Annotated in this window: 18 protein-coding genes; 14 read left to right on the top strand and 4 right to left on the bottom strand. The window is 67.4% G+C overall.

The window, feature by feature from the left end:
- The 3 genes from J5T34_RS00005 to J5T34_RS00015 form a co-directional block, all read left to right on the top strand.
- The coding region (locus J5T34_RS00005; protein ID WP_244258596.1) for a DUF3108 domain-containing protein at positions 1–813 on the top strand (813 nt) is incomplete at its 5' end.
- A gap of 204 nt (positions 814–1,017) precedes the next feature.
- Positions 1,018–1,824: a 3-oxoadipate enol-lactonase gene (gene pcaD / locus J5T34_RS00010; RefSeq protein WP_347880620.1), complete on the top strand. Its 807-nt coding sequence runs from the start codon at positions 1,018–1,020 to the stop codon at positions 1,822–1,824.
- A gap of 249 nt (positions 1,825–2,073) precedes the next feature.
- Positions 2,074–2,331: a BTH_I0359 family protein gene (locus tag J5T34_RS00015; RefSeq protein ID WP_208577230.1), complete on the top strand. Its 258-nt coding sequence runs from the start codon at positions 2,074–2,076 to the stop codon at positions 2,329–2,331.
- Positions 2,332–2,453: 122 nt separating this feature from the next.
- Here J5T34_RS00015 and J5T34_RS00020 read toward each other — a convergent pair whose 3' ends face one another.
- Positions 2,454–2,846 carry a rhodanese-like domain-containing protein gene (locus J5T34_RS00020; protein WP_208577232.1) on the bottom strand — a complete coding sequence of 131 codons (393 nt, stop codon included), beginning with the start codon at positions 2,844–2,846 and terminating at the stop codon, positions 2,454–2,456.
- Positions 2,847–2,971: 125 nt separating this feature from the next.
- Between J5T34_RS00020 and J5T34_RS00025 the strand changes: the two genes are divergently transcribed.
- From J5T34_RS00025 to J5T34_RS00035, 3 genes are all read left to right on the top strand, one after another.
- Positions 2,972–4,072, top strand: a complete 1,101-nt coding sequence (locus J5T34_RS00025; RefSeq protein WP_244258598.1) for a homocysteine S-methyltransferase family protein — start codon at positions 2,972–2,974, stop codon at positions 4,070–4,072.
- A 106-nt stretch (positions 4,073–4,178) separates the two neighbouring features.
- Positions 4,179–6,926: a methionine synthase gene (gene metH / locus J5T34_RS00030; RefSeq protein ID WP_208577241.1), complete on the top strand. Its 2,748-nt coding sequence runs from the start codon at positions 4,179–4,181 to the stop codon at positions 6,924–6,926.
- Positions 6,927–7,177: 251 nt separating this feature from the next.
- Positions 7,178–7,681 (top strand): hypothetical protein, encoded by a 504-nt coding sequence (locus J5T34_RS00035; protein ID WP_208577351.1) that lies wholly within the window; start codon positions 7,178–7,180, stop codon positions 7,679–7,681.
- A gap of 174 nt (positions 7,682–7,855) precedes the next feature.
- Here the strand turns inward: J5T34_RS00035 and J5T34_RS00040 are convergent, their stop codons facing one another.
- Positions 7,856–10,657: a pentapeptide repeat-containing protein gene (locus tag J5T34_RS00040; protein WP_208577243.1), complete on the bottom strand. Its 2,802-nt coding sequence runs from the start codon at positions 10,655–10,657 to the stop codon at positions 7,856–7,858.
- 310 nt (positions 10,658–10,967) lie between these two features.
- On the opposite strand from J5T34_RS00040, the gene J5T34_RS00045 reads away from it, so the two are divergent.
- The 3 genes from J5T34_RS00045 (at position 10,968) to J5T34_RS00055 (ending at position 12,381) form a co-directional block, all read left to right on the top strand.
- Positions 10,968–11,600, top strand: coding sequence for a response regulator (locus tag J5T34_RS00045; RefSeq protein ID WP_006579377.1), 633 nt, complete (start codon positions 10,968–10,970; stop codon positions 11,598–11,600).
- 97 nt (positions 11,601–11,697) lie between these two features.
- A complete protein-coding gene (locus J5T34_RS00050; protein WP_023263511.1) occupies positions 11,698–12,105 on the top strand; it encodes a response regulator in 408 nt (135 codons plus the stop codon).
- Between the two features lie 132 nt (positions 12,106–12,237).
- Positions 12,238–12,381: an entericidin A/B family lipoprotein gene (locus J5T34_RS00055; RefSeq protein WP_149317310.1), complete on the top strand. Its 144-nt coding sequence runs from the start codon at positions 12,238–12,240 to the stop codon at positions 12,379–12,381.
- A gap of 51 nt (positions 12,382–12,432) precedes the next feature.
- Here J5T34_RS00055 and J5T34_RS00060 read toward each other — a convergent pair whose 3' ends face one another.
- Positions 12,433–13,992: a CHASE3 domain-containing protein gene (locus J5T34_RS00060; protein WP_208577245.1), complete on the bottom strand. Its 1,560-nt coding sequence runs from the start codon at positions 13,990–13,992 to the stop codon at positions 12,433–12,435.
- A 272-nt stretch (positions 13,993–14,264) separates the two neighbouring features.
- On the opposite strand from J5T34_RS00060, the gene J5T34_RS00065 reads away from it, so the two are divergent.
- From J5T34_RS00065 to J5T34_RS00080, 4 genes are all read left to right on the top strand, one after another.
- A complete protein-coding gene (locus J5T34_RS00065; RefSeq protein ID WP_006579617.1) occupies positions 14,265–14,438 on the top strand; it encodes a DUF1328 family protein in 174 nt (57 codons plus the stop codon).
- Positions 14,439–14,519: 81 nt separating this feature from the next.
- The gene (locus J5T34_RS00070; RefSeq protein WP_006579618.1) at positions 14,520–14,687 is read left to right on the top strand and encodes a DUF1328 domain-containing protein; all 168 of its coding nucleotides are present in this window, start codon (positions 14,520–14,522) and stop codon (positions 14,685–14,687) included.
- Positions 14,688–14,806: 119 nt separating this feature from the next.
- The gene (locus J5T34_RS00075; protein WP_208577247.1) at positions 14,807–15,268 is read left to right on the top strand and encodes a glycine zipper domain-containing protein; all 462 of its coding nucleotides are present in this window, start codon (positions 14,807–14,809) and stop codon (positions 15,266–15,268) included.
- A 78-nt stretch (positions 15,269–15,346) separates the two neighbouring features.
- The gene (locus J5T34_RS00080; protein ID WP_244258599.1) at positions 15,347–15,940 is read left to right on the top strand and encodes a ferritin-like domain-containing protein; all 594 of its coding nucleotides are present in this window, start codon (positions 15,347–15,349) and stop codon (positions 15,938–15,940) included.
- Positions 15,941–16,288: 348 nt separating this feature from the next.
- Here the strand turns inward: J5T34_RS00080 and J5T34_RS00085 are convergent, their stop codons facing one another.
- The gene (locus J5T34_RS00085; protein ID WP_208577249.1) at positions 16,289–16,624 is read right to left on the bottom strand and encodes a DUF1840 domain-containing protein; all 336 of its coding nucleotides are present in this window, start codon (positions 16,622–16,624) and stop codon (positions 16,289–16,291) included.
- Positions 16,625–16,845: 221 nt separating this feature from the next.
- Here J5T34_RS00085 and argS point away from each other — a divergent pair, with 221 nt between their 5' ends.
- Positions 16,846–18,633, top strand: a complete 1,788-nt coding sequence (gene argS / locus J5T34_RS00090; RefSeq protein ID WP_208577251.1) for an arginine--tRNA ligase — start codon at positions 16,846–16,848, stop codon at positions 18,631–18,633.
- The last annotated feature ends 2 nt before the right edge of the window (positions 18,634–18,635 follow it).

Consider the following 18,635-nt stretch of genomic DNA (forward strand, 5'->3'; position numbering starts at 1 on the left):
CCCGCGGCCACGCCGCAACCCGTACCCGCTGCCGAACCCGCGCCCGGTCCACCCGCGCCGACCGAAGGGCCGCCGCTGGCTGCCTCGCCGGGCGGCACGGGCAGTGTTGCCGCAGGCGGCGGTGCCGGCGGCAACGCCCCGGGGTCTGCACCGGCGCCGGCTTCCGCCGACGCGCTGCGCTACGCGGCGCCGCCGTCGGCGACGCTGCGCTACGCCAGCTTCGTCAACGGGGTCGAGAACCCGGACGGCACCATCCGCTGGCAGCACGAGGGCGGGCGCTACCAGCTGTCGGTCGAAACGCGGATGCTGTGGTTCCGCTTCGCCTTCCACAGCACCGGCGCGCTGGGCGAGCAAGGGCTGGCGCCCGAGCGCTACGTCGAGGAACGCCGCAAGCGCAGCCAGGTGACGCGCTTCGATCGCGCGGCTGGCACCGTCGTCTTCGAGTCGGGCGGCGGCCAGGCGCCGCTGCCCGACGGCGCGCAGGACCGCTTCAGCGTGTTCCTGCAGCTGGTCGGGCTGGTGCGCGGCAATCCGCAGCGCTACGCCGCGCCGGGCGTCACCGAAACCTTCCAGGTCGCCGACACCAGCGATGTCGAGCCGATGCGCGTGCAGTACGTCGGCGAGCAGGACATCGAGACCGGCGCGGGGTACGTCCGGGCCAAGCACTTCATCCGCCTCCCGCGGCGAGCCGACGACCGGCGCCGGGTCGAAGTCTGGCTGGCGGAATCGGTCGGCTGGATGCCGGTCCAACTGCGACAGACCGAACCGGACGGCACGCAGATCGATCTGGTGCTGCGCGGCGCCGGGCCCTAGTCTTGAACCATCGGAGCGAAACGGCGTGATCGCCGCTACACTCCAACGCGATGCGTCGCCGCCGACCCACCCAATCAGGAGGACACGATGACCGACACCTTGCCGCCCACCGCCACGACCGCCACCACGCCGGGATCGACGCCGGGATCGACGACCGCGGGCCCCGGGCCTGCCGCCCAGCCGCCCGCTTCCGAGACGCACCGCGTGATCGTCGGCGACGTGACGCTGCACGCCCGCATCGACGGCACCGAAGGCCCGTGGGTCGTGATGGCCCACGCGCTGGCCGCGGACCACACGCTGTGGGACGCGGCCGCGGCCCATCTGGCGCCGCGCTATCGCGTGCTGCGCTACGACCTGCGCGGCCACGGCCGCAGCGACGCGCCGGTCGGGCCGTATTCGATGCTGCGCATGGCCGACGACGTGGTCGCCCTGATGGACGGACTCGATGTGCCGCAGGCCCACTTCGTCGGCGTCTCGCTGGGCGGCATGATCGGCCAGACCCTGGGCGTGCGCTACCCCGAGCGCCTGCACTCGCTGACGCTGGTCGATACCACCTGCCGCACGCCGCAGCACGCGCATCCGATGTGGCATGAGCGGATCGGGCAGGTCGAGGCGCACGGCATGGCGGGCGTGATAGACGGCGTGCTGCAGCGCTGGATGACGCCGGCGTACCGGGCGGCGCATCCGGACCAGGTCGAGCGGATCCGCGCGATGGTGCTGGCCACCCCGGTGCGGGGCTATGTCGGCGCCGCCCTGGCCATCCTGGGTTTCGATCAGGCCGAGGCGCTGGCGCGCATCCATTGCCCGACGCTGGTCGTGGTCGGCGAACAGGATCAGGGCACGCCGGTCAGCGAGGCGAAGGCCATCGCAGATGCGATTCCGGCTTCACAGCTCGAAATTGTGCCGAATGCAGCGCATCTGCCGCCGATCGAGCAGCCCGAGCGATTTCATGCCGTTCTCGACGCTTTTCTGTGCAAGGCAGCCTGCGGCGCGCAGTGCGATACACCGTAACGCGCCGACTTCGTAGGACAAACCCTCTTTTCGAGCCCGGCACCGAACCGCCGCCGACGGGCCGGCTCCAACCGGATGAGCGGGCGCTATCGCAACCGGCACCACGCCAGCGCCCAGCGGGGCATGCGCTTGAAAAGTGTCTTCATGCCCTCAGCTTGGAGGTGAAATCGCGAAAGGAAGCCGGCGCTCCCACCGGCTGACGCAACAATCAACAACCCTTTCGCCCGTCCCATAGCCCGGAGGTGCGCCATGCAAATGATTTATAACAGCGACAACTACTGCATCGTGGAGTTTGGTGCCGACGTCGAGCATGCCACCCTCGCCTCCGGCGGTTACGAGATCGTCGACAAGAACCTGAAGCGTGAGATCTTCCTTGGCGGCCAGATGGCCGAGCATTTCCGCGCCGATGTGCAACGTCTGATCGAGAGCGAACCGTCCGTGGAAGAGGTGGACGAATTTCTTGGCAAGTTCGATACGGTGATGACGCACTCCCTGGTGATGCACTGACGACGGACCGACGCAGGGGCGTCCCGCTGCAGAAGAACCCGCGCCACGGCGCGGGTTTTTTTATGCGCTGGCGACCGATGGCCACGTCGGCACCGTCGGCACCGCCAGCACCGTTGGCACCGTCAGTACTGCTCCCACGGCAGCCCTTCGAAGCGCCACCCGTTGACCGTATTGCGGTGCCGCTGCGCGTCGAGGTCGCCCTCGAAGCCGTGCAGCACGTTGTAGACCGTGGTGAAGCCCGCGCCCTCGAGCGCCTGCGCCGCCGCGGTCGAGCGGTTGCCGCTGCGGCAGATCAGCAGCACGGGCCGCGCCGATGCCTGTCCGGCCAGCTTCTTGACCGACTGCACGAAGTGCGGATTGACCTCCCAGTCCGGGCCGTCGTTCCACGGCACGTTGAGGGCGCCGGTCGGATGACCGACGAACAGGTATTCCATCTCGCTGCGGCAGTCGATGAACAGGGCGTCGGGGTGCTCGGCCAGCAGGGCCTGGGCCTCGCGCGGGGCAAGGTGTTGCATGCGGTGTCGCGGGTGTCGGGTGGTGGTCGATCTGCCCGAGTGTAGGCGCGGGCAAGGCGGGGCGGCAAGGTGCCGTAACTGATAAAATCGACCACTTTTCCAGCATCACCGAGGCCAGTGAAGCCATGAGCGCTGCATCTACCGAATTGACCGGCGTCGCGCCGGGCCCGCATGCAGGCACCCCGGCCCGCCCGTACACCCGCGCCGCGCAGCTGCCGCGGCTGCTGCGCGAGCGCATCCTGATCCTGGACGGCGCGATGGGCACCATGATCCAGCGCTACAAGCTGGGCGAGGCCGAATACCGTGGCGAGCGCTTCGCCGCGCATCCGGTCGACGTCAAGGGCAACAACGAACTGCTGCTGCTGACCCGCCCGGCGGTGATCCGCGAAATCCACGAGCAGTACCTGGCCGCCGGCGCCGACATCATCGAGACCAATACCTTCGGTGCGACCCGCGTCGCGCAGGAGGACTACAAGATGGCGGACCTGGCCTACGAAATGAACGTAGCCGCCGCCCGCCTGGCGCGCGAGGCCTGCGAGCGCTACAGCACGCCCGACAAGCCGCGCTTCGTCGCAGGCGCCTTCGGTCCCACGCCGAAGACCGCCAGCATCTCGCCGGACGTCAACGACCCCGGCGCGCGCAACGTCAGCTTCGAAGAGCTGCGCCAGTCGTATTACGAGCAAGGCAAGGGTTTGCTGGAAGGCGGCGCCGACGTGTTTCTGGTCGAGACCATCTTCGACACGCTGAACGCCAAGGCCGCGCTGTTCGCCATCGACCAGCTGTTCGAGGACACCGGCGAACGGCTGCCGGTGATGATCTCGGGCACCGTCACCGATGCCTCGGGCCGCATCCTGTCGGGCCAGACCGTCGAGGCCTTCTGGAACAGCCTGCGCCACGCGCGCCCGATCACCTTCGGCCTGAACTGCGCGCTGGGCGCGGCGCTGATGCGGCCCTATATCGCCGAGCTGGCCAAGCTGTGCGATACCGCGATCTCGTGCTATCCGAACGCCGGGCTGCCGAACCCGATGAGCGATACCGGCTTCGACGAAACGCCCGACGTGACTTCGTCGCTGGTCGACGAGTTCGCCGCGTCGGGGCTCGTCAATCTGGTCGGCGGCTGCTGCGGCACCACGCCAGAACATATCGCCGCGATCGCGCAACGCGTCGCCAGCCGCAAGCCGCGCGCCTGGCCCGGCCAGTATCGCGACGAGGCGGCCGCGGCCTGACCGGTCGACCGCGCCGCCCCTTCCCGTCAGCCCATGCCTTGTCGGCGCGCCGTGAACGAGTCCGTCCCCGGCGCGCCGCGCATCCGATCCCGAACCTGAGTCCGCCATGTCTACCGAAACCCGTCCCGCTCGTCCGATGCGCCTGTCCGGCCTGGAGCCGTTCACGCTTGGCGAGGGCAGCCTGTTCGTCAACGTCGGGGAACGTACCAACGTCACCGGCTCCAAGGCCTTCGCCCGGATGATCCTGAACGGCCAGTTCGACGAGGCGCTGGCGGTCGCGCGCCAGCAGGTCGAGAACGGCGCGCAGATCATCGACGTCAACATGGACGAGGCGATGCTCGACTCCAAGGCGGCGATGGTGCGGTTCCTGAATCTGATCGCGTCCGAGCCCGATATCGCCCGCGTGCCGATCATGATCGATTCGTCCAAGTGGGAGGTGATCGAGGCCGGCCTGCAATGCGTGCAGGGCAAGGCCGTGGTCAACTCGATCTCGCTGAAGGAAGGCGAGGAGCAGTTCCGCCACCACGCCGCGCTGATCCGCCGCTACGGCGCTGCTGCGGTGGTGATGGCCTTCGACGAGAAGGGCCAGGCGGACACGTTCCAGCGCAAGACCGAGATCTGCAAGCGCAGCTACGACATCCTGGTCAACGAAGTCGGCTTCCCGCCCGAAGACATCATCTTCGATCCGAACATCTTCGCGGTCGCGACCGGTATCGAGGAACACAACAACTACGCGGTCGACTTCATCGAGGCAACGCGCTGGATCAAGCAGAACCTGCCCTACGCCAAGGTCAGCGGCGGGGTATCGAACGTCTCGTTCTCGTTCCGCGGCAACGACGTGGTCCGCGAGGCGATCCACACGGTGTTCCTGTACCACGCGATCGCCGCCGGCATGGACATGGGCATCGTCAACGCCGGCCAGCTCGGCGTCTACGATCAGCTCGACGCCGAGCTGCGCGAGCGGGTCGAGGACGTGGTGCTGAACCGCCGTGCCGACGCGACCGACCGCCTGCTCGAGATCGCCGACCGCTACAAGGGCGGCGGCGCCAGGCGCGAAGAGAACCTGGAATGGCGCGGCACGCCGGAGAAGCCGGTGCCGGTGGCCGACCGCCTCGCGCATGCGCTGGTGCACGGCATCACCACCTTCATCGTCGAGGACACCGAGGAAGCCCGCCAGCAGATCGCTGCGCGCGGCGGCCGCCCGATCGAGGTGATCGAGGGCCCGCTGATGGACGGCATGAACATCGTCGGCGACCTGTTCGGCGCCGGCAAGATGTTCCTGCCGCAGGTGGTCAAGAGCGCGCGCGTGATGAAGCAGGCCGTGGCCCATCTGCTGCCCTTCATCGAAGAGGAAAAGCGCCTGCTGGCCGAGGCCGGCGGCGACGTGCGCGCGCGCGGCAAGATCGTGATCGCCACGGTCAAGGGCGATGTGCACGACATCGGCAAGAACATCGTGTCGGTGGTGCTCCAGTGCAACAACTTCGAGGTCGTCAACATGGGCGTGATGGTCCCGTGCAACGAGATCCTCGCCAAGGCGAAGGTCGAAGGCGCCGACATCATCGGGCTGTCCGGCCTGATCACGCCGTCACTCGAGGAGATGGCCTACGTCGCCTCGGAGATGCAGCGCGACGACTATTTCCGCGTCAAGAAGATTCCGCTGCTGATCGGCGGGGCGACCACCTCGCGCGTGCATACCGCGGTCAAGATCGCGCCGAACTACGAAGGGCCGGTGGTCTACGTTCCCGATGCCTCGCGCTCGGTCAGCGTGGCCTCGAGCCTGCTGTCCGACGAGGGCGCCACGCGCTATCTGGACGAGCTGCGCGCCGACTACGAGCGCATCCGCACCCAGCACGCCAACAAGAAGGCCGTGCCGATGGTGACGCTGGACGAGGCGCGCAGGAACAAGACGCCGATCGACTGGAGCAGCTACGTGCCGCCGAAGCCGAAATTCATCGGCCGGCGCGTATTCCGCAACTACGATCTGGCCGAGCTGGCCAACTACATCGACTGGGCGCCGTTCTTCCAGACCTGGGACCTGGCCGGCAAATTCCCCGCGATCCTGAACGACGAGATCGTCGGCGAATCGGCGCGCCGCGTGTTCTCCGACGGCAAGGCGATGCTGGCGCGGCTGATCCAGGGACGCTGGCTGACCGCCAACGGCGTGATCGCGCTGCTGCCGGCCAACACCGTCAACGACGACGACATCGAGATCTACACGGACGAGAGCCGCAGCAAGGTCGCGCTGACGTGGCACAACCTGCGCCAGCAGAGCGAACGTCCGGTGATCGACGGCGTGCGCCGCCCGAACCGGTGCCTGGCCGATTTCGTCGCGCCGAAGGACAGCGGCATCGCCGACTATGTCGGCCTGTTCGCGGTGACGGCCGGCATCGGCGTCGAAAAGAAGGAGGCCCAGTTCGAGGCCGACCACGACGACTACAGCGCGATCATGCTGAAGGCGCTGGCCGATCGTCTGGCCGAGGCCTTCGCCGAATGCCTGCACGCGCGCGTGCGCCAGGACCTGTGGGGCTACGCCGCCGACGAATCGCTCGACAACGAGCAGCTGATCGCGGAAGCCTATCGCGGCATCCGGCCCGCGCCCGGCTATCCCGCCTGCCCGGAACACACCGTCAAGGGACCGATGTTCCAGGTGCTCGATGCCGGCGAGATCGGCATGGGCCTGACCGATTCGCTGGCAATGACGCCGGCCGCCTCGGTCAGCGGCTTCTATCTGGCGCATCCCGAGGCCACCTACTTCTCCGTCGGCAAGATCGGCCAGGACCAGCTCGAAGACATGGTCGCGCGCCGGCACGAAGACCGTGCCGCGATGGAGCGGGCGCTGGCGCCGAACCTGTAACCGCATGCGAAACCGCGCTGCCGCCCCCGTTGCCGCGGGAGCGCGGCGCGCCGCCGCAAGTCGTTGAAGGGACTGGCGAAACGGCCCATCACGACAGCTTGCGCGGCGGACGCGCCGGCTCACGACTCCTTACAGCGCATTACATCTCCTCACAGCATCGCAGTGGGGTGCTCCCTAGACTGAGGTCTCGCTCTCCAGGCGAACCCCCGCGGCGAAAGCTCGCCGCACCAGTCAATCGAAAGGAGTACTCCATGAAGAAACTGCTGATCTCGCTGTCCGCCCTGTCGATCGCCGCCGCCTCGTCGCTGGCCATGGCGCAAGGTACGCAAGCCGGTGCGACCGGCGGTGCCGCCGGCTCGCTGACGGCACCGACGGCAACGGCTCCGTCGGCCGGCGCCAACGCCGGCGTGGGTGCCGGCGCTGAAGTGGCAGGCAGCCGCGCGAACATGGATACCGGCGTCAAGGCCGGCCTGAACGACAAGGCCGGCGAGATCGACGACACCCGCAAGAGCGCGAAGGAGCGTGCCGCCACCTCGGGCAGCAAGGCCAAGTCGAAGGCCCATGACGCGCATGGCAAGACCAAGAGCAAGGCGAAGGACACGGTTGGCGCGGTGGAAGGCACCGCCGACAAGACCGTGGGCGCGGTCGGCGACACGGTCAGCGGCACCGCGGGCAAGGTGGGCGGTCTGGTCGGCGGCGTCACCAGCGGTACCTCGGCGACCGTGGGCGCCGGCGCGTCGGCCAAGGTGCAGTAAAGAGAAAGAGCGCGCCCGCCGGGGCGCGTACATGCCGCGGCGGCGAACCGCCGCGTGCCGAAGGGACGGAAGGGCTTTACGCTCCCGTCCCTTTTTTGTTGGGGGCTTGCCGTGGCGCCGACGGATCGGTTCGGCCCGGCATGGGACCGCCCCGTGCCTGCACGTCCGCGGAAACTAGTGCGCCGGGACGTGCCACTTCGATGGCCAGACGCTATCGAAGATCGCGCGGAAGTCCTCGTTCCGATTGGCGGACAAGGACAACAGCATCAGCGACGAGAGTACCGCGGTACATTGATCGCCAAGAAGCAAGGCAGTGTAGTCGCGCGGCCCGGCAAATTGCTCGCCGGGCGCGATATGCCGGGCCTCATGGTGCAGCGCTGCCGCATACCGTCTCAAGGCAAACGGACTATGACCGCTTTCCCCGAAGAATCTCTCGGAGGACAGGCGAGCCAGCACGGCGGCCAGGCATGTCAGGAAGTACGCCTGGCAAGCGCCATCGTCCTGACGGCCGGGCATGATGGCCAGCAGCGCGCGCAGATGCTCGGCAGTGAGCCGCACGTCCGCGCCGTCGCCGGTCAGCACGTCGCTCACGCAATTTGCCAACGCGAGCTGGTGCTCCGGTTCGACCAGACGACGCCTGGCAACGCCATCGACGATGGCCGCCTCGAAATCGGCCCGGTAATCCGTGTCAATGGCAAACGGCAGCACGTCGAGAAGCTCGCCATGCCATTTCGCCTGGTTCGAAGCGAGGTAGGCGCGAGCGAGCAGCGGCCACGGCTTCAGGTCGCGACCAATCTCCTTGATGCCATCGATCGTATAGTTGCGCTCGCCGGCGCCTGCCTGGGAAGCAGCAGTCAATCGGTACATCTGCATCCAGGACGTAGGCGGAAGGTTGTCGGCCGGCGGCTCGCCGCGCACCAGATGGGCGTAGTGCTGCGGCGAGATCAGCAACGCATAGTCGCCGGCATCGCCCACTACCGGAAAGTACGGTTCGTCGTCCTGCTCGGCGAGCGCAGCCGCCTGCCGGACCAGCGCGGCAGGCAACGTGGCGAGATATGCCTGCCGCAACGGTGCAAGCCATTGAGCCGCGGACGAGGGGGCATCCGGCCGCTCTGCGAGGAAAATCAGCTGCATGACCGTGCCCGCGTTATCGCGTCCCCAAGCCGGTTGGGTGCCGTCCTTCAGCGAGGCGATGGCGTCGCGCATCAGCCCTGACAGCAGCGGCCGGACTTGCGGCCACGCAAGAGAACGGTGGTTGCTCGAGCGCCGCGCCTCCTGGTAGGGGCGGAGCACGATATGCAGTACCGGCTCGGCATCGTACTGCGGATGCTCCATCAGCCAGTCGCGCAATGCCGCGCACCGCTGCGTCGAGCTTGCGCAGGCATTGGCGAGCGCCAGCAGATAGTCGCGGATGACTCGCCGGCCTCCAGGAGAATCGGGCAGATAGGGCAGCGGTCCGTCGTCGCGCCTCAATTGCGCCAACGCTGCATCGGCGTCGTCGAACTCGATGGAGAACCGCGCATCGGCCTGCAACGCCAACGTGCCGAGACACTTGCCGTCGCCGACGTCGACGCGATCGAAGATCGCGCCGGCGACGTTCGCGCCCCTGAAATCGGCGCCACCCAGTTGGGCCCGGTCGAACTGCCCACGATGAAGCGTGGCGTTTCCGAAGGACGCACCGGTCAGGTCCGCGCCGGAAAAAAACGCGCCGGGCAAATGGGCGGAGGTGAAATCCGCGTTGTGCAATTGCGCGCCAACGAAGAGCGGTTTGGTTCCGTGGCAGCGGTTCAGCACCGCCGCTGTCATCTCGGCCTCGCAAAAGAGAGCAGATGACAGCGTGGCGCCGGACAGGTCCGCACGCGGGAGACGGGCGCCCCGCGCGTCCGCGTCCATCAAATTGGCGTTGGCCATGTTCGCATCCGACAGATCGGCGCCCCACAGCCAGGCGCGATACAGGGACGCGCCGGTCAGGTTGGCATTGCAGAACCTGGCGTTGGCCAGCTTGGCGTTGGCAAGATCTGCGTTCTCGAGATTTGCCCCGGTCAGGTCGGCCGACTTCAGCGACACGTTCGTCAGTTTCGCGCCACGCAGATTGGCGCCCCGCAGGATCGCGCCGGTCAAATCGAGCCCCGTCAGATCCGCGTCGCGCAAGTCGGCATCGCGCAGATCGGGTACCGCGTTGGCGAAGGAAACCCTGGCAATCAGGGCGGCCTGCAGTGCCGACTTCACCCGCGTACGGCTGGCGGCCGGGGACGGCGGTTCGCCCGATGCGCCGTTGCCGGCGTAATAGGTGCGGACAGCCCCGGTCAGCAGGCGCTCGATCGATCCGACCGGGAGCGGGGCCGACGCTCGGCGAAACAGATTGCGCACAGCTTGCACAAGCTGCGCCATGGGACTGGCCCGCTGCCCGACCGGAGTCAGGATTGCAGTGGCGTCGGCCATGCCGTGCCTGCCCGGCTCGACATGCACGTCGTAGTCGTGGCCGTCATAGCGCAGCCTTGTCCCGTCTGCGCATTTCTCCAGGAAGTCCTTGAATGTCGGCACATTGAGGTCGGGGCTGACCGCAAAAGCGCGGCACAGGTCGGCGAGCTTCGTGTCGCACCCGAACTGATGGGCGCGGTCAGCCAGTTGCGCGTGACGATTCGCGAGCCGCTTCGCCAGGGCATCGGCCAGTGCAGGCCGCCCTTCCTCGGTTGCCAGCGCCGGCGCTCGATGCCCGGGCCCGCCCGGCGTCAGCAAACGGACAATGTATTGTGGCCTGCCTCGCGCGCCTGCCAGTTCCACGCTGAAGGTTCGTGTGCCTACCGTCAGCCTGCCGCCGAGGCGTAGCGCCCGCATTGCCGTCGCATCGAGGCGGCTGACGTCCTGCACGGTCTTGCACCGGACCGTCGCGCCTGCGCGCGCATGGCGGGGAAAAGGGACACGTTCGGCGCGTTGGGGCGAAGGCGCGGAAATGGAAACGTTCTGGACTGGCATGCTCGATCGGAGTGGTCGGCCGGTGCTTCCGGCAGGGGGCGAGATTGCCATCGCAGAACGGGCGGGCGATATCGAATAATTCGTGCGCTTTAGATTCCGCTCTGCCCTTGTAGAAAAATATGCACTGCTCGGCATGGCGTGTCGCGCTGCGGCTTGCCGTGGCATAGGACGCCTGTTCCGCCATGCCAGCGGCGCGCCACATTGTCAGCCTGACACCGACATTCCCGGTGCTTTGTAATGACTACAATGCAACAGGCCAGACACAGCCGGGCCCCGGCGTCCGGGCAATACCATCGCAGGGGGGAATTTCATGATTCGCGTTCTGATCGCCGACGATCACCAGATCGTCCGAGCCGGTCTGCGCCAGTTCATTTCCGATGAGCCGGATATCCGCGTCGAAGGCGAAGCCGCCAGCGGCGACGAAGTGATGGCGCGCCTGCGCGAAACCGAGTTCGACGTGGTGGTGCTCGACATCTCGATGCCCGACCGCAACGGCATCGACGTGCTCAAGCTGATCCGGCAGCGTCATCCCGATCTGCCGGTGTTGATCCTGTCGACCTATCCCGAGGACCAGTACGCGATCAATCTGATCCGCGCCGGCGCCTCCGGCTATCTGACCAAGGAAAGCGCGCCCGACGATCTGGTCAAGGCGATCCGCACGGTCGCGCAGGGCCGGCGCTATGTCAGTCCGACCGTGGCGGAGCTGCTGATCGGCGGGCTGGAGAAGCCGACCGACCAGCCGCTGCATCAGACGCTGTCCAAACGGGAGTTCCAGATCTTCTGCAAGCTCTCGCGCGGACAGTCCGTTTCGGTGATCGCCGACGAGCTGTTCCTGAGCGTCAAGACGGTCAGCACCTACCGCTCGCGCATCCTGGAAAAGATGGGTATGAAGACCAACGCCGATCTGACCTATTACGCGATCAAGAACGGCCTGGTCGAGTAGGCGGCACGCCGTTGGTCCCGGCAAAAAAGGGGCGGGCGGCGGTGCTGTAGGACGGACCCGGATACCTGGCCCCTGGCCCCATTGCTACCATCGAACCATGTTGGATCAAGCCGCGGCAACTCCCTACCGTACGCTGCGGGTCTTACTGATCGAGGACTCGGCGGTCCTGCGGAGCATGTTGCTGGAGTACTTGAACGCATTCTCCTTCGTCGAGACCGTCGATTGGGCGGATACCGAAAGCACTGCCATCCGCCTGTTCGAAAGCGGCAGGTATGAGGTCGTCATCGTCGACCTGCAATTGCGTCAGGGGAACGGTATCAACGTGCTGCGGGCGATCCAGAAGGCGCAGGCGCCCGGCATCCGGATCGTCTACACCAATCATGCGCAGGTACCCACCTACCGGCGTCAGTGCGCCGAGGCGGGAGCCGACTATTTTTTCGACAAGTCGCTCGAGCTCGAGCAGGTGTTCCGCGTGATCGAGGAATACGCGCAGGCACCGTCCTGAGTTCGAACGAACGATTTGCGCTGGCGGCTGGCGACGACGACTCGTGCCGAGCTCCATCGACCGATCCTTGGGCAGCCTCTTTTTTCCCGTCGCGGCAACGCGCCGCACCCTAGCTAAGCAAAGGAGATCGTCATGAAAAAGCTGATCGCGCTGTTCGCACTGGCCGGTGTCACGCTGATTACGGGTTGCAACACCATTGCCGGCGCCGGCAAGGACGTCGAAAGGGGCGGCGAAAAGGTACAGGGTGCGGCGGAGGAAACCAAGCGCAAGATGTAATGCGCCGCAGCGCGCAGCCATCGAAAAAGGAGCCTTTGCAGGCTCCTTTTTTTATGCGCCGTGCCGGTGCTGCGGCGCCCCGGCAGCGCCTGCGGTCGGCGTGGGCTCGGTGCCCGTGCTCGCGGCCGGGCGCGGCGGCGTCGGTTCCGTCGGCGTCGATTGCGCCGGCGTCGATTCCGCCTGCCCGGGGCCGGCGATCGGCATCTGGTGCGGCAGCGGCTCGTCGCCCTCGTCCAGCGCGGGCGGCGGCGCCACCACGGCGTCGGTCAGCGGCACCTCGACGCGGACCGTGACGCCCGCGCCCGGCGTGGAATCGATTTGCAGCGTGCCGCCCAGCGCGATCACGCGCTGCTCCATGCCGAGCAGGCCGTGGTGGCCGGAGGTGCGGCGCGTTTCGATATCGGCCGGCAGGCCGCGCCCGTTGTCGCTGACCTTGAGCAGCAGATGATCGTCGGTGCGCGTGAGCGCGACCGACACGCGGCTCGCCTCGGCGTACTTGGTCGCATTGGTCAGCGACTCCTGCACGATGCGGTACAGCGCGATGGCGGCCGCGTCGCGCAGCGGCGGCACCGACGGGTCGAGCTCGACCTCGGTCTGCCAGTGGTTGCGCGTGGCTACCTCCTCGACCAGCTGGGCGATCGCCTCCTTCAGGCCCAGGTTCAGCAGCACGGTCGGGCGCAGGTCCTCGATCAGGCGGCGCTTGATCTGGATGCCCTGGTCGACATGCAGCATCACCCGCGTGATCTTTTCCTGGATCTCCGGATAGTCGTTCTGCAGGCGCCGGCGGATCCAGTGCATGTCGAGCTTGGTCGCCGTCAGGATCGCGCCGAGCTCGTCGTGCAGCTCGCGCGCCAGCCGCGTCTTCTCGTCCTCGGTGACGCGCTGCAGGTGAGAGGCGAGCGCCGACAGCTGGCGCGTGCGCGCGCGCACCATGCGGTCCAGCCGTGCGCTCTCCTCTTCGAGCTCGCTGCGCGCGGCTTCGGACACCGCCAGCCGCCGCGAATGCTGGAAGCCGACGATCACCAGCAGCACGATGTTGATCGCCGTCAGCAGGCCGATGCCGTAGCGCGACAGGTTGATGTCGCGGTCGGCGTTCTCGAGATTGCGCGACACCGATGCGGCCGAGCGCGCGCGCAGCGTCTCCAGACCGAGCCGCGCCTTCTCCATGGTCTGCTTGCCGAAGTCGGTGCGGATCAGGTCGAGCGCGACCTCGACATCGCGCTTGCCGTAGATCAGCGTCAGCTCCATTTCCGTCAGCTTGCGGCTGATCAGCAGCGATGCCTCGCCGAACTGCTTCAACGCCTCGGGGTCGTCGGCGAAGCGGTTGCGGATGTCGTTCATCAGCGTGTTGATGCGCGGAATCGCGCGATGGTACGGCTCCAGATAGCTTTCCTTGCCGGTCAGCAGGTAGCCGCGCTGGCCAGCCTCGGCGTTGACCAGTTCGGCCAGCAGCGCGCTGATGTCGCTCTGCACGTTCTGCGAGCGGATGACTTGCGAATACCCCTGGCGCAGCCGGATATTGCCGGCCTCCGAGGCGATCAGCACGACCACCGTGAGCAGGATGCCACCCGCGAGCAGCACGGTGGACCGCAACGACGATAGCTTCAACATGATGGAATTTCCTGGATTGCGCGCTCGCGGTCGCGCGCGGTGACTGCGCCGATGGAATCACAACGGTTGCGCCCGGTCAACCGATCCACCGGCTCGTTGCAGGCCCTCGCGCACCGGTATCCCGCAAGAGACCTGGCGCTGCGCCGGACCTGTAGGAAACCGCCGACACGGGAATCGGTGCAAGGTCGGTGCCTCGCCGAAGTGGCGATTCCTACCATGCTTTCATGGCCTGGCGCACCGAAGCACCGAGCCGCGAGAACAGGAGAAATACCATGCTGAAGTGGGCGCTGATCTTTGCCGTGATTTCCATCGTCGCGGGGCTGCTCGGTTTCACCGGCATCGCGGCGGGCGCGGCGGGCATCGCCAAGGTTCTGTTCTTCCTGTTCCTGATTCTGTTCGTGCTGTTCCTGGTGCTTGGGGTAACGATCTTCAAGTCGGTCAAATGACGGCCTGCCGGTCGATCCACCGCTCGCGCTTGCGCGCGCTGTTGTGCTAAGGCAGTTCGATTCAACTAGGGGAGTTTCACCATGCTTTACTACGCACTGGTCTTTTTCATCATCGCCCTGGTCGCCGCCGTGTTCGGCTTTGGCGGCATCGCTGCCGGCGCGGTCGAGATCGCGAAGATCCTGTTCTTCATCTTCCTGGTAGTGGCGCTGGTGACCTTCGTCATGAGCCTGGTCCGCAAAGGCCGATGACGGGCCGCTGATGGCCCGATGATCGTCGGCAGGCCCTGCGGCAGGTCGCCTGCATTGCGTCGGCCAAGCGTGGCGCGTCGCGCCGCGCGTTGGCCGACGCGCGTCTTAAGGAGAGTCCCATGCTGACCCACAATCCGAAGGTGAAGAAGGAAGTCCGCCATCTTGCCGATTGCGCCAGCGATACGGTGCGCCAGCTGCGCCACGCCGCGCGCGATACCAGCGGCGCCGCGCGCGAGGCGGCCTCGCCGGTGGTGGACGAAGTGAGGGGACTGATCTCGGCCCTCGAACACACCATTGAAGTGCTGGCGCGCGAAGGCTCGTCCGAGGCCGCGCAAGCCAGCCGCCGGCTGCAGACGCGGGCGCGCATGCTGGCCGATCAGGCGCGCGAGGCCACGGTGCAGAGCGCCGGACGTGCGCGCGAACGGGTGGACCAGGCGGTCGTGGGCGTGCAGCACCGCGTCGCCGAGTCGCCGTTCCGTGCCATCGCGATCGCCGCGGCCGTCGGCGCGATCGCCGCCCTGCTGCTGGTGGGCGGCAGCAGCCGCCGCCGCAGCGAGGACGGCAACTACGACGGCAACTGAGGCAGCGAACCTCGGGCCGCGAGCTTCGGCTTGCGGCCGTCAACCCCACAAAGCAACCCTGACAGGAGAACCGCATACATGGACACCCAGACCACGGGCGACGCCTCTTCCCGCACCGATGCCACCTCCGCCGGCAAGGGGCCGACCCAGGGCTTTCTGTCGGATGTCGCCACCATCCGCGCACGCGCCCGCAAACATATCGAGGACGGCGCGGTGACCGAGAACTACGACGCGGACCGCGCCACCGTGCTCAAGCTGCTGAACGAGGCGCTGGCCACCGAGCTGGTCTGCGTGCTGCGCTACCGGCGCCACCACTTCATGGCCAAGGGCATTCACGCCGAGCCGATCGCGGCCGAGTTCAAGGTGCATGCCGATGAAGAGCAGGCGCATGCCGACCGCATCGCGGCGCGCATCGTGCAGCTGGGCGGCGAACCGGACTTCTCGCCCGACGGTCTGGCCGCGCGCAGCCATTCGGAATATGTGGCGCCCAACGGCCTGACCGACATGATCCGCGAGAACCTGATCGCCGAACGGATCGCGATCGAAAGCTATCGCGAGATGATCCAGTACATGGGCGAGCGCGACCCGACGACCCGGCGCATCCTCGAGGAAATCCTCGCCGTCGAGGAGGAGCATGCGGACGAACTGGCGGACATGCTGAGCCAGGAATAGCGGTCAAGGCGCCATCGCATGGCGGTCGGCCAGCGGGCCGGCCACGGCGGCGCGCATGCCGCCGTCAAGAATGTCGCCGGCGCTGCCGATGATGTCATCGGCAGCGCCGGACAAGGAATTGCGGTGCCTCCCCCGACGCCGCAATATCGCAGTACCCCCCTTCGGATCCCCCCTGGTCCGATGCCCGGTCCGCCCCCAGCGGCCGGGCTGTTTTTTTGGGGGGCGCAGGCGAGACGGGCAGCGCCGGTTGCAAGCGGCGCGCGATCGGGAGCGGTGGTCAGCGCCTGCGGTCGGCGCGGGACAAGCCCGGCGCCGCACGGCAGGGCGGGAAGTGCGGACGAGACGTGGTCAGACGCCCCACAACACGTCGCAGCCCTCGCGCTGGGAGGCGCGCAGCATGTCGAGGAAGGGATAGGCGCGCTGTCCCAGATGCAGCGGCTCCTCTTCCTCATCGTCGTAGTCGTTGCCCTTGCCGCGCTGGTCTTCGGGCAGCTGGCTCTGCGCCGGGGACTGCCTGGCCTGCATCACGGCGGCCTCGAGCCGGTGGATCGCACGCGGGAGTTCTTCCTTGGTGATCACCCCGCGCTCGCCGACATGCTTGCCGATGATGCCGAGCAAGGTGACGGCGAGATCGTTCATCATGATCAGGTCTTGCGCCGCGTGGGATTTGAAGGTGATCAGCATGGTGGTTCCTTGTCAGCCGTGTTGGAATGGTAGCCGTCCGGCGTGCCGGGAGCCGGCCGACTGGCTCCTGCGGATGATGTCAGCATAGCACCTGATAAAATCCGCGTTCTGCAATCGATTGCCCGTGCCGCGCTGCGGCATCGCTACGCTGCCGGTGACGGCACCGCCACTATGGCCAAGGCCATCGCGGTCCCGGACGTGGCGCGCGGGCCCAGACATTCATGCTGCCTGTTCAGACCTCCAAACTTGCCGCCGCGTTCACCGATGCGGTACGCGCGCTGGCGCCGGCCGATGCCGTGCTGCCCGCCGTCGCCTTCGAACGGCCCAAGGTGGCCGCCCACGGCGATCTCGCCTGCAATCTGGCGATGCAGGTGGCCCGCACGCTCAAGCGCAATCCGCGCGAGCTGGCGCAGCAGATCGTCGATGCGGTCAAGGCCGATGCGCGTACCGCCTCGCTGGTGGCCAGCCTGGAGATCGCCGGCCCCGGCTTCATCAACCTGCGGCTGACGCCCGCGGCCAAGGCCGAGACGCTGCGCGCGGTGCTGGAACAAGGCGATGGCTATGGCGCCCAGCAGCAGGGCGCGCGCGGCCAGGTGCTGGTCGAGTTCGTCTCGGCCAATCCCACCGGCCCGCTGCACGTGGGCCACGGCCGCCAGGCGGCGCTCGGCGACGCGCTCGCCAACCTGCTGTCCTGGCAGGGCTATGCGGTCCATCGCGAGTTCTACTACAACGATGCCGGCGTGCAGATCCAGAACCTGGCGATCTCGGTGCAGGCGCGCGCGCGCGGCCTGAAGCCGGGCGAGGCGGGCTGGCCCGAGGCCGCCTACAACGGCGACTACATCGCCGACATCGCCGCCGATTTCCTCGCCCGCAAGACCGTGCGCGCTTCCGACGGCGAGCCGGTGAGCGCCTCGGGCGACGTCGAGGATCTCGATTCGATCCGCAAGTTCGCCGTCACCTATCTGCGCAACGAGCAGGACATCGACCTGCAGGCGTTTGGCGTCAAGTTCGACCGCTACTACCTGGAGTCGTCGCTGTACACCGACGGCAAGGTCGAGGAAGCCGTGCAGACGCTGATCGCCAAGGGCAAGACCTACGAGAGCGAAGGCGCGCTGTGGCTGCGCACCACCGACGACGGCGACGACAAGGACCGGGTGATGCGCAAGGGCGATGGCAGCTACACCTACTTCGTGCCGGACGTCGCCTATCACACCACCAAGTGGCAGCGCGGCTTCCACAAGGTCATCAACGTGCAGGGCAGCGACCACCACGGCACCATCGCGCGCGTGCGGGCCGGCCTGCAGGGGCTGGAGATCGGCATCCCGGTCGGCTACCCCGACTACGTGCTGCACAAGATGGTCACCGTGATGAAGAACGGCGAGGAGGTCAAGATCTCCAAGCGCGCCGGTTCGTACGTCACGGTGCGCGACCTGATCGAATGGAGCAATGGCGGCGACCAGACCATCCGCGGCTGCCTGGAGGCGGGCGTGGCGGACTGGCCGGCGCACTTCACGCGCGGCCGCGACGCAGTGCGCTTCTTCCTGCTGTCGCGCAAGGCCGATACCGAGTTCGTGTTCGACGTCGACCTGGCGCTGAAGCAGAACGACGAGAACCCGGTGTATTACGTCCAGTACGCGCACGCCCGCATCTGCTCGATCTTCGAGTCGTGGGGCGGCGAGGGCTGGCAACAGCGCCTGGCCGAGCTGGCCGGCGCCGATCTGGACGCGGTCACCGGTGCCGCGGCCAGCCCGCAGGCGCTGGCGCTGGGCCAGCGCCTGGCCGAGTTCCCCGAGATGCTGGCGCAGGCCGCCAACGAACTGGCGCCGCATGCGGTGGCCTTCTATCTGCGCGATCTGGCCGGCGACTTTCATGCCTTCTACAACGCCGATCGCGTGCTGGTCGACGACGAGCCGGTCAAGCTGGCGCGGCTCGCGCTGCTCGCCGCCACGCGCCAGGTGCTGCGCAACGGCCTCGCGGTGATCGGCGTGTCCGCGCCGCAGCGCATGTGAGG

Origin of the sequence: Cupriavidus gilardii (assembly GCF_017598945.1) — a bacterium.
Taxonomy (GTDB): domain Bacteria; phylum Pseudomonadota; class Gammaproteobacteria; order Burkholderiales; family Burkholderiaceae; genus Cupriavidus; species Cupriavidus gilardii_E.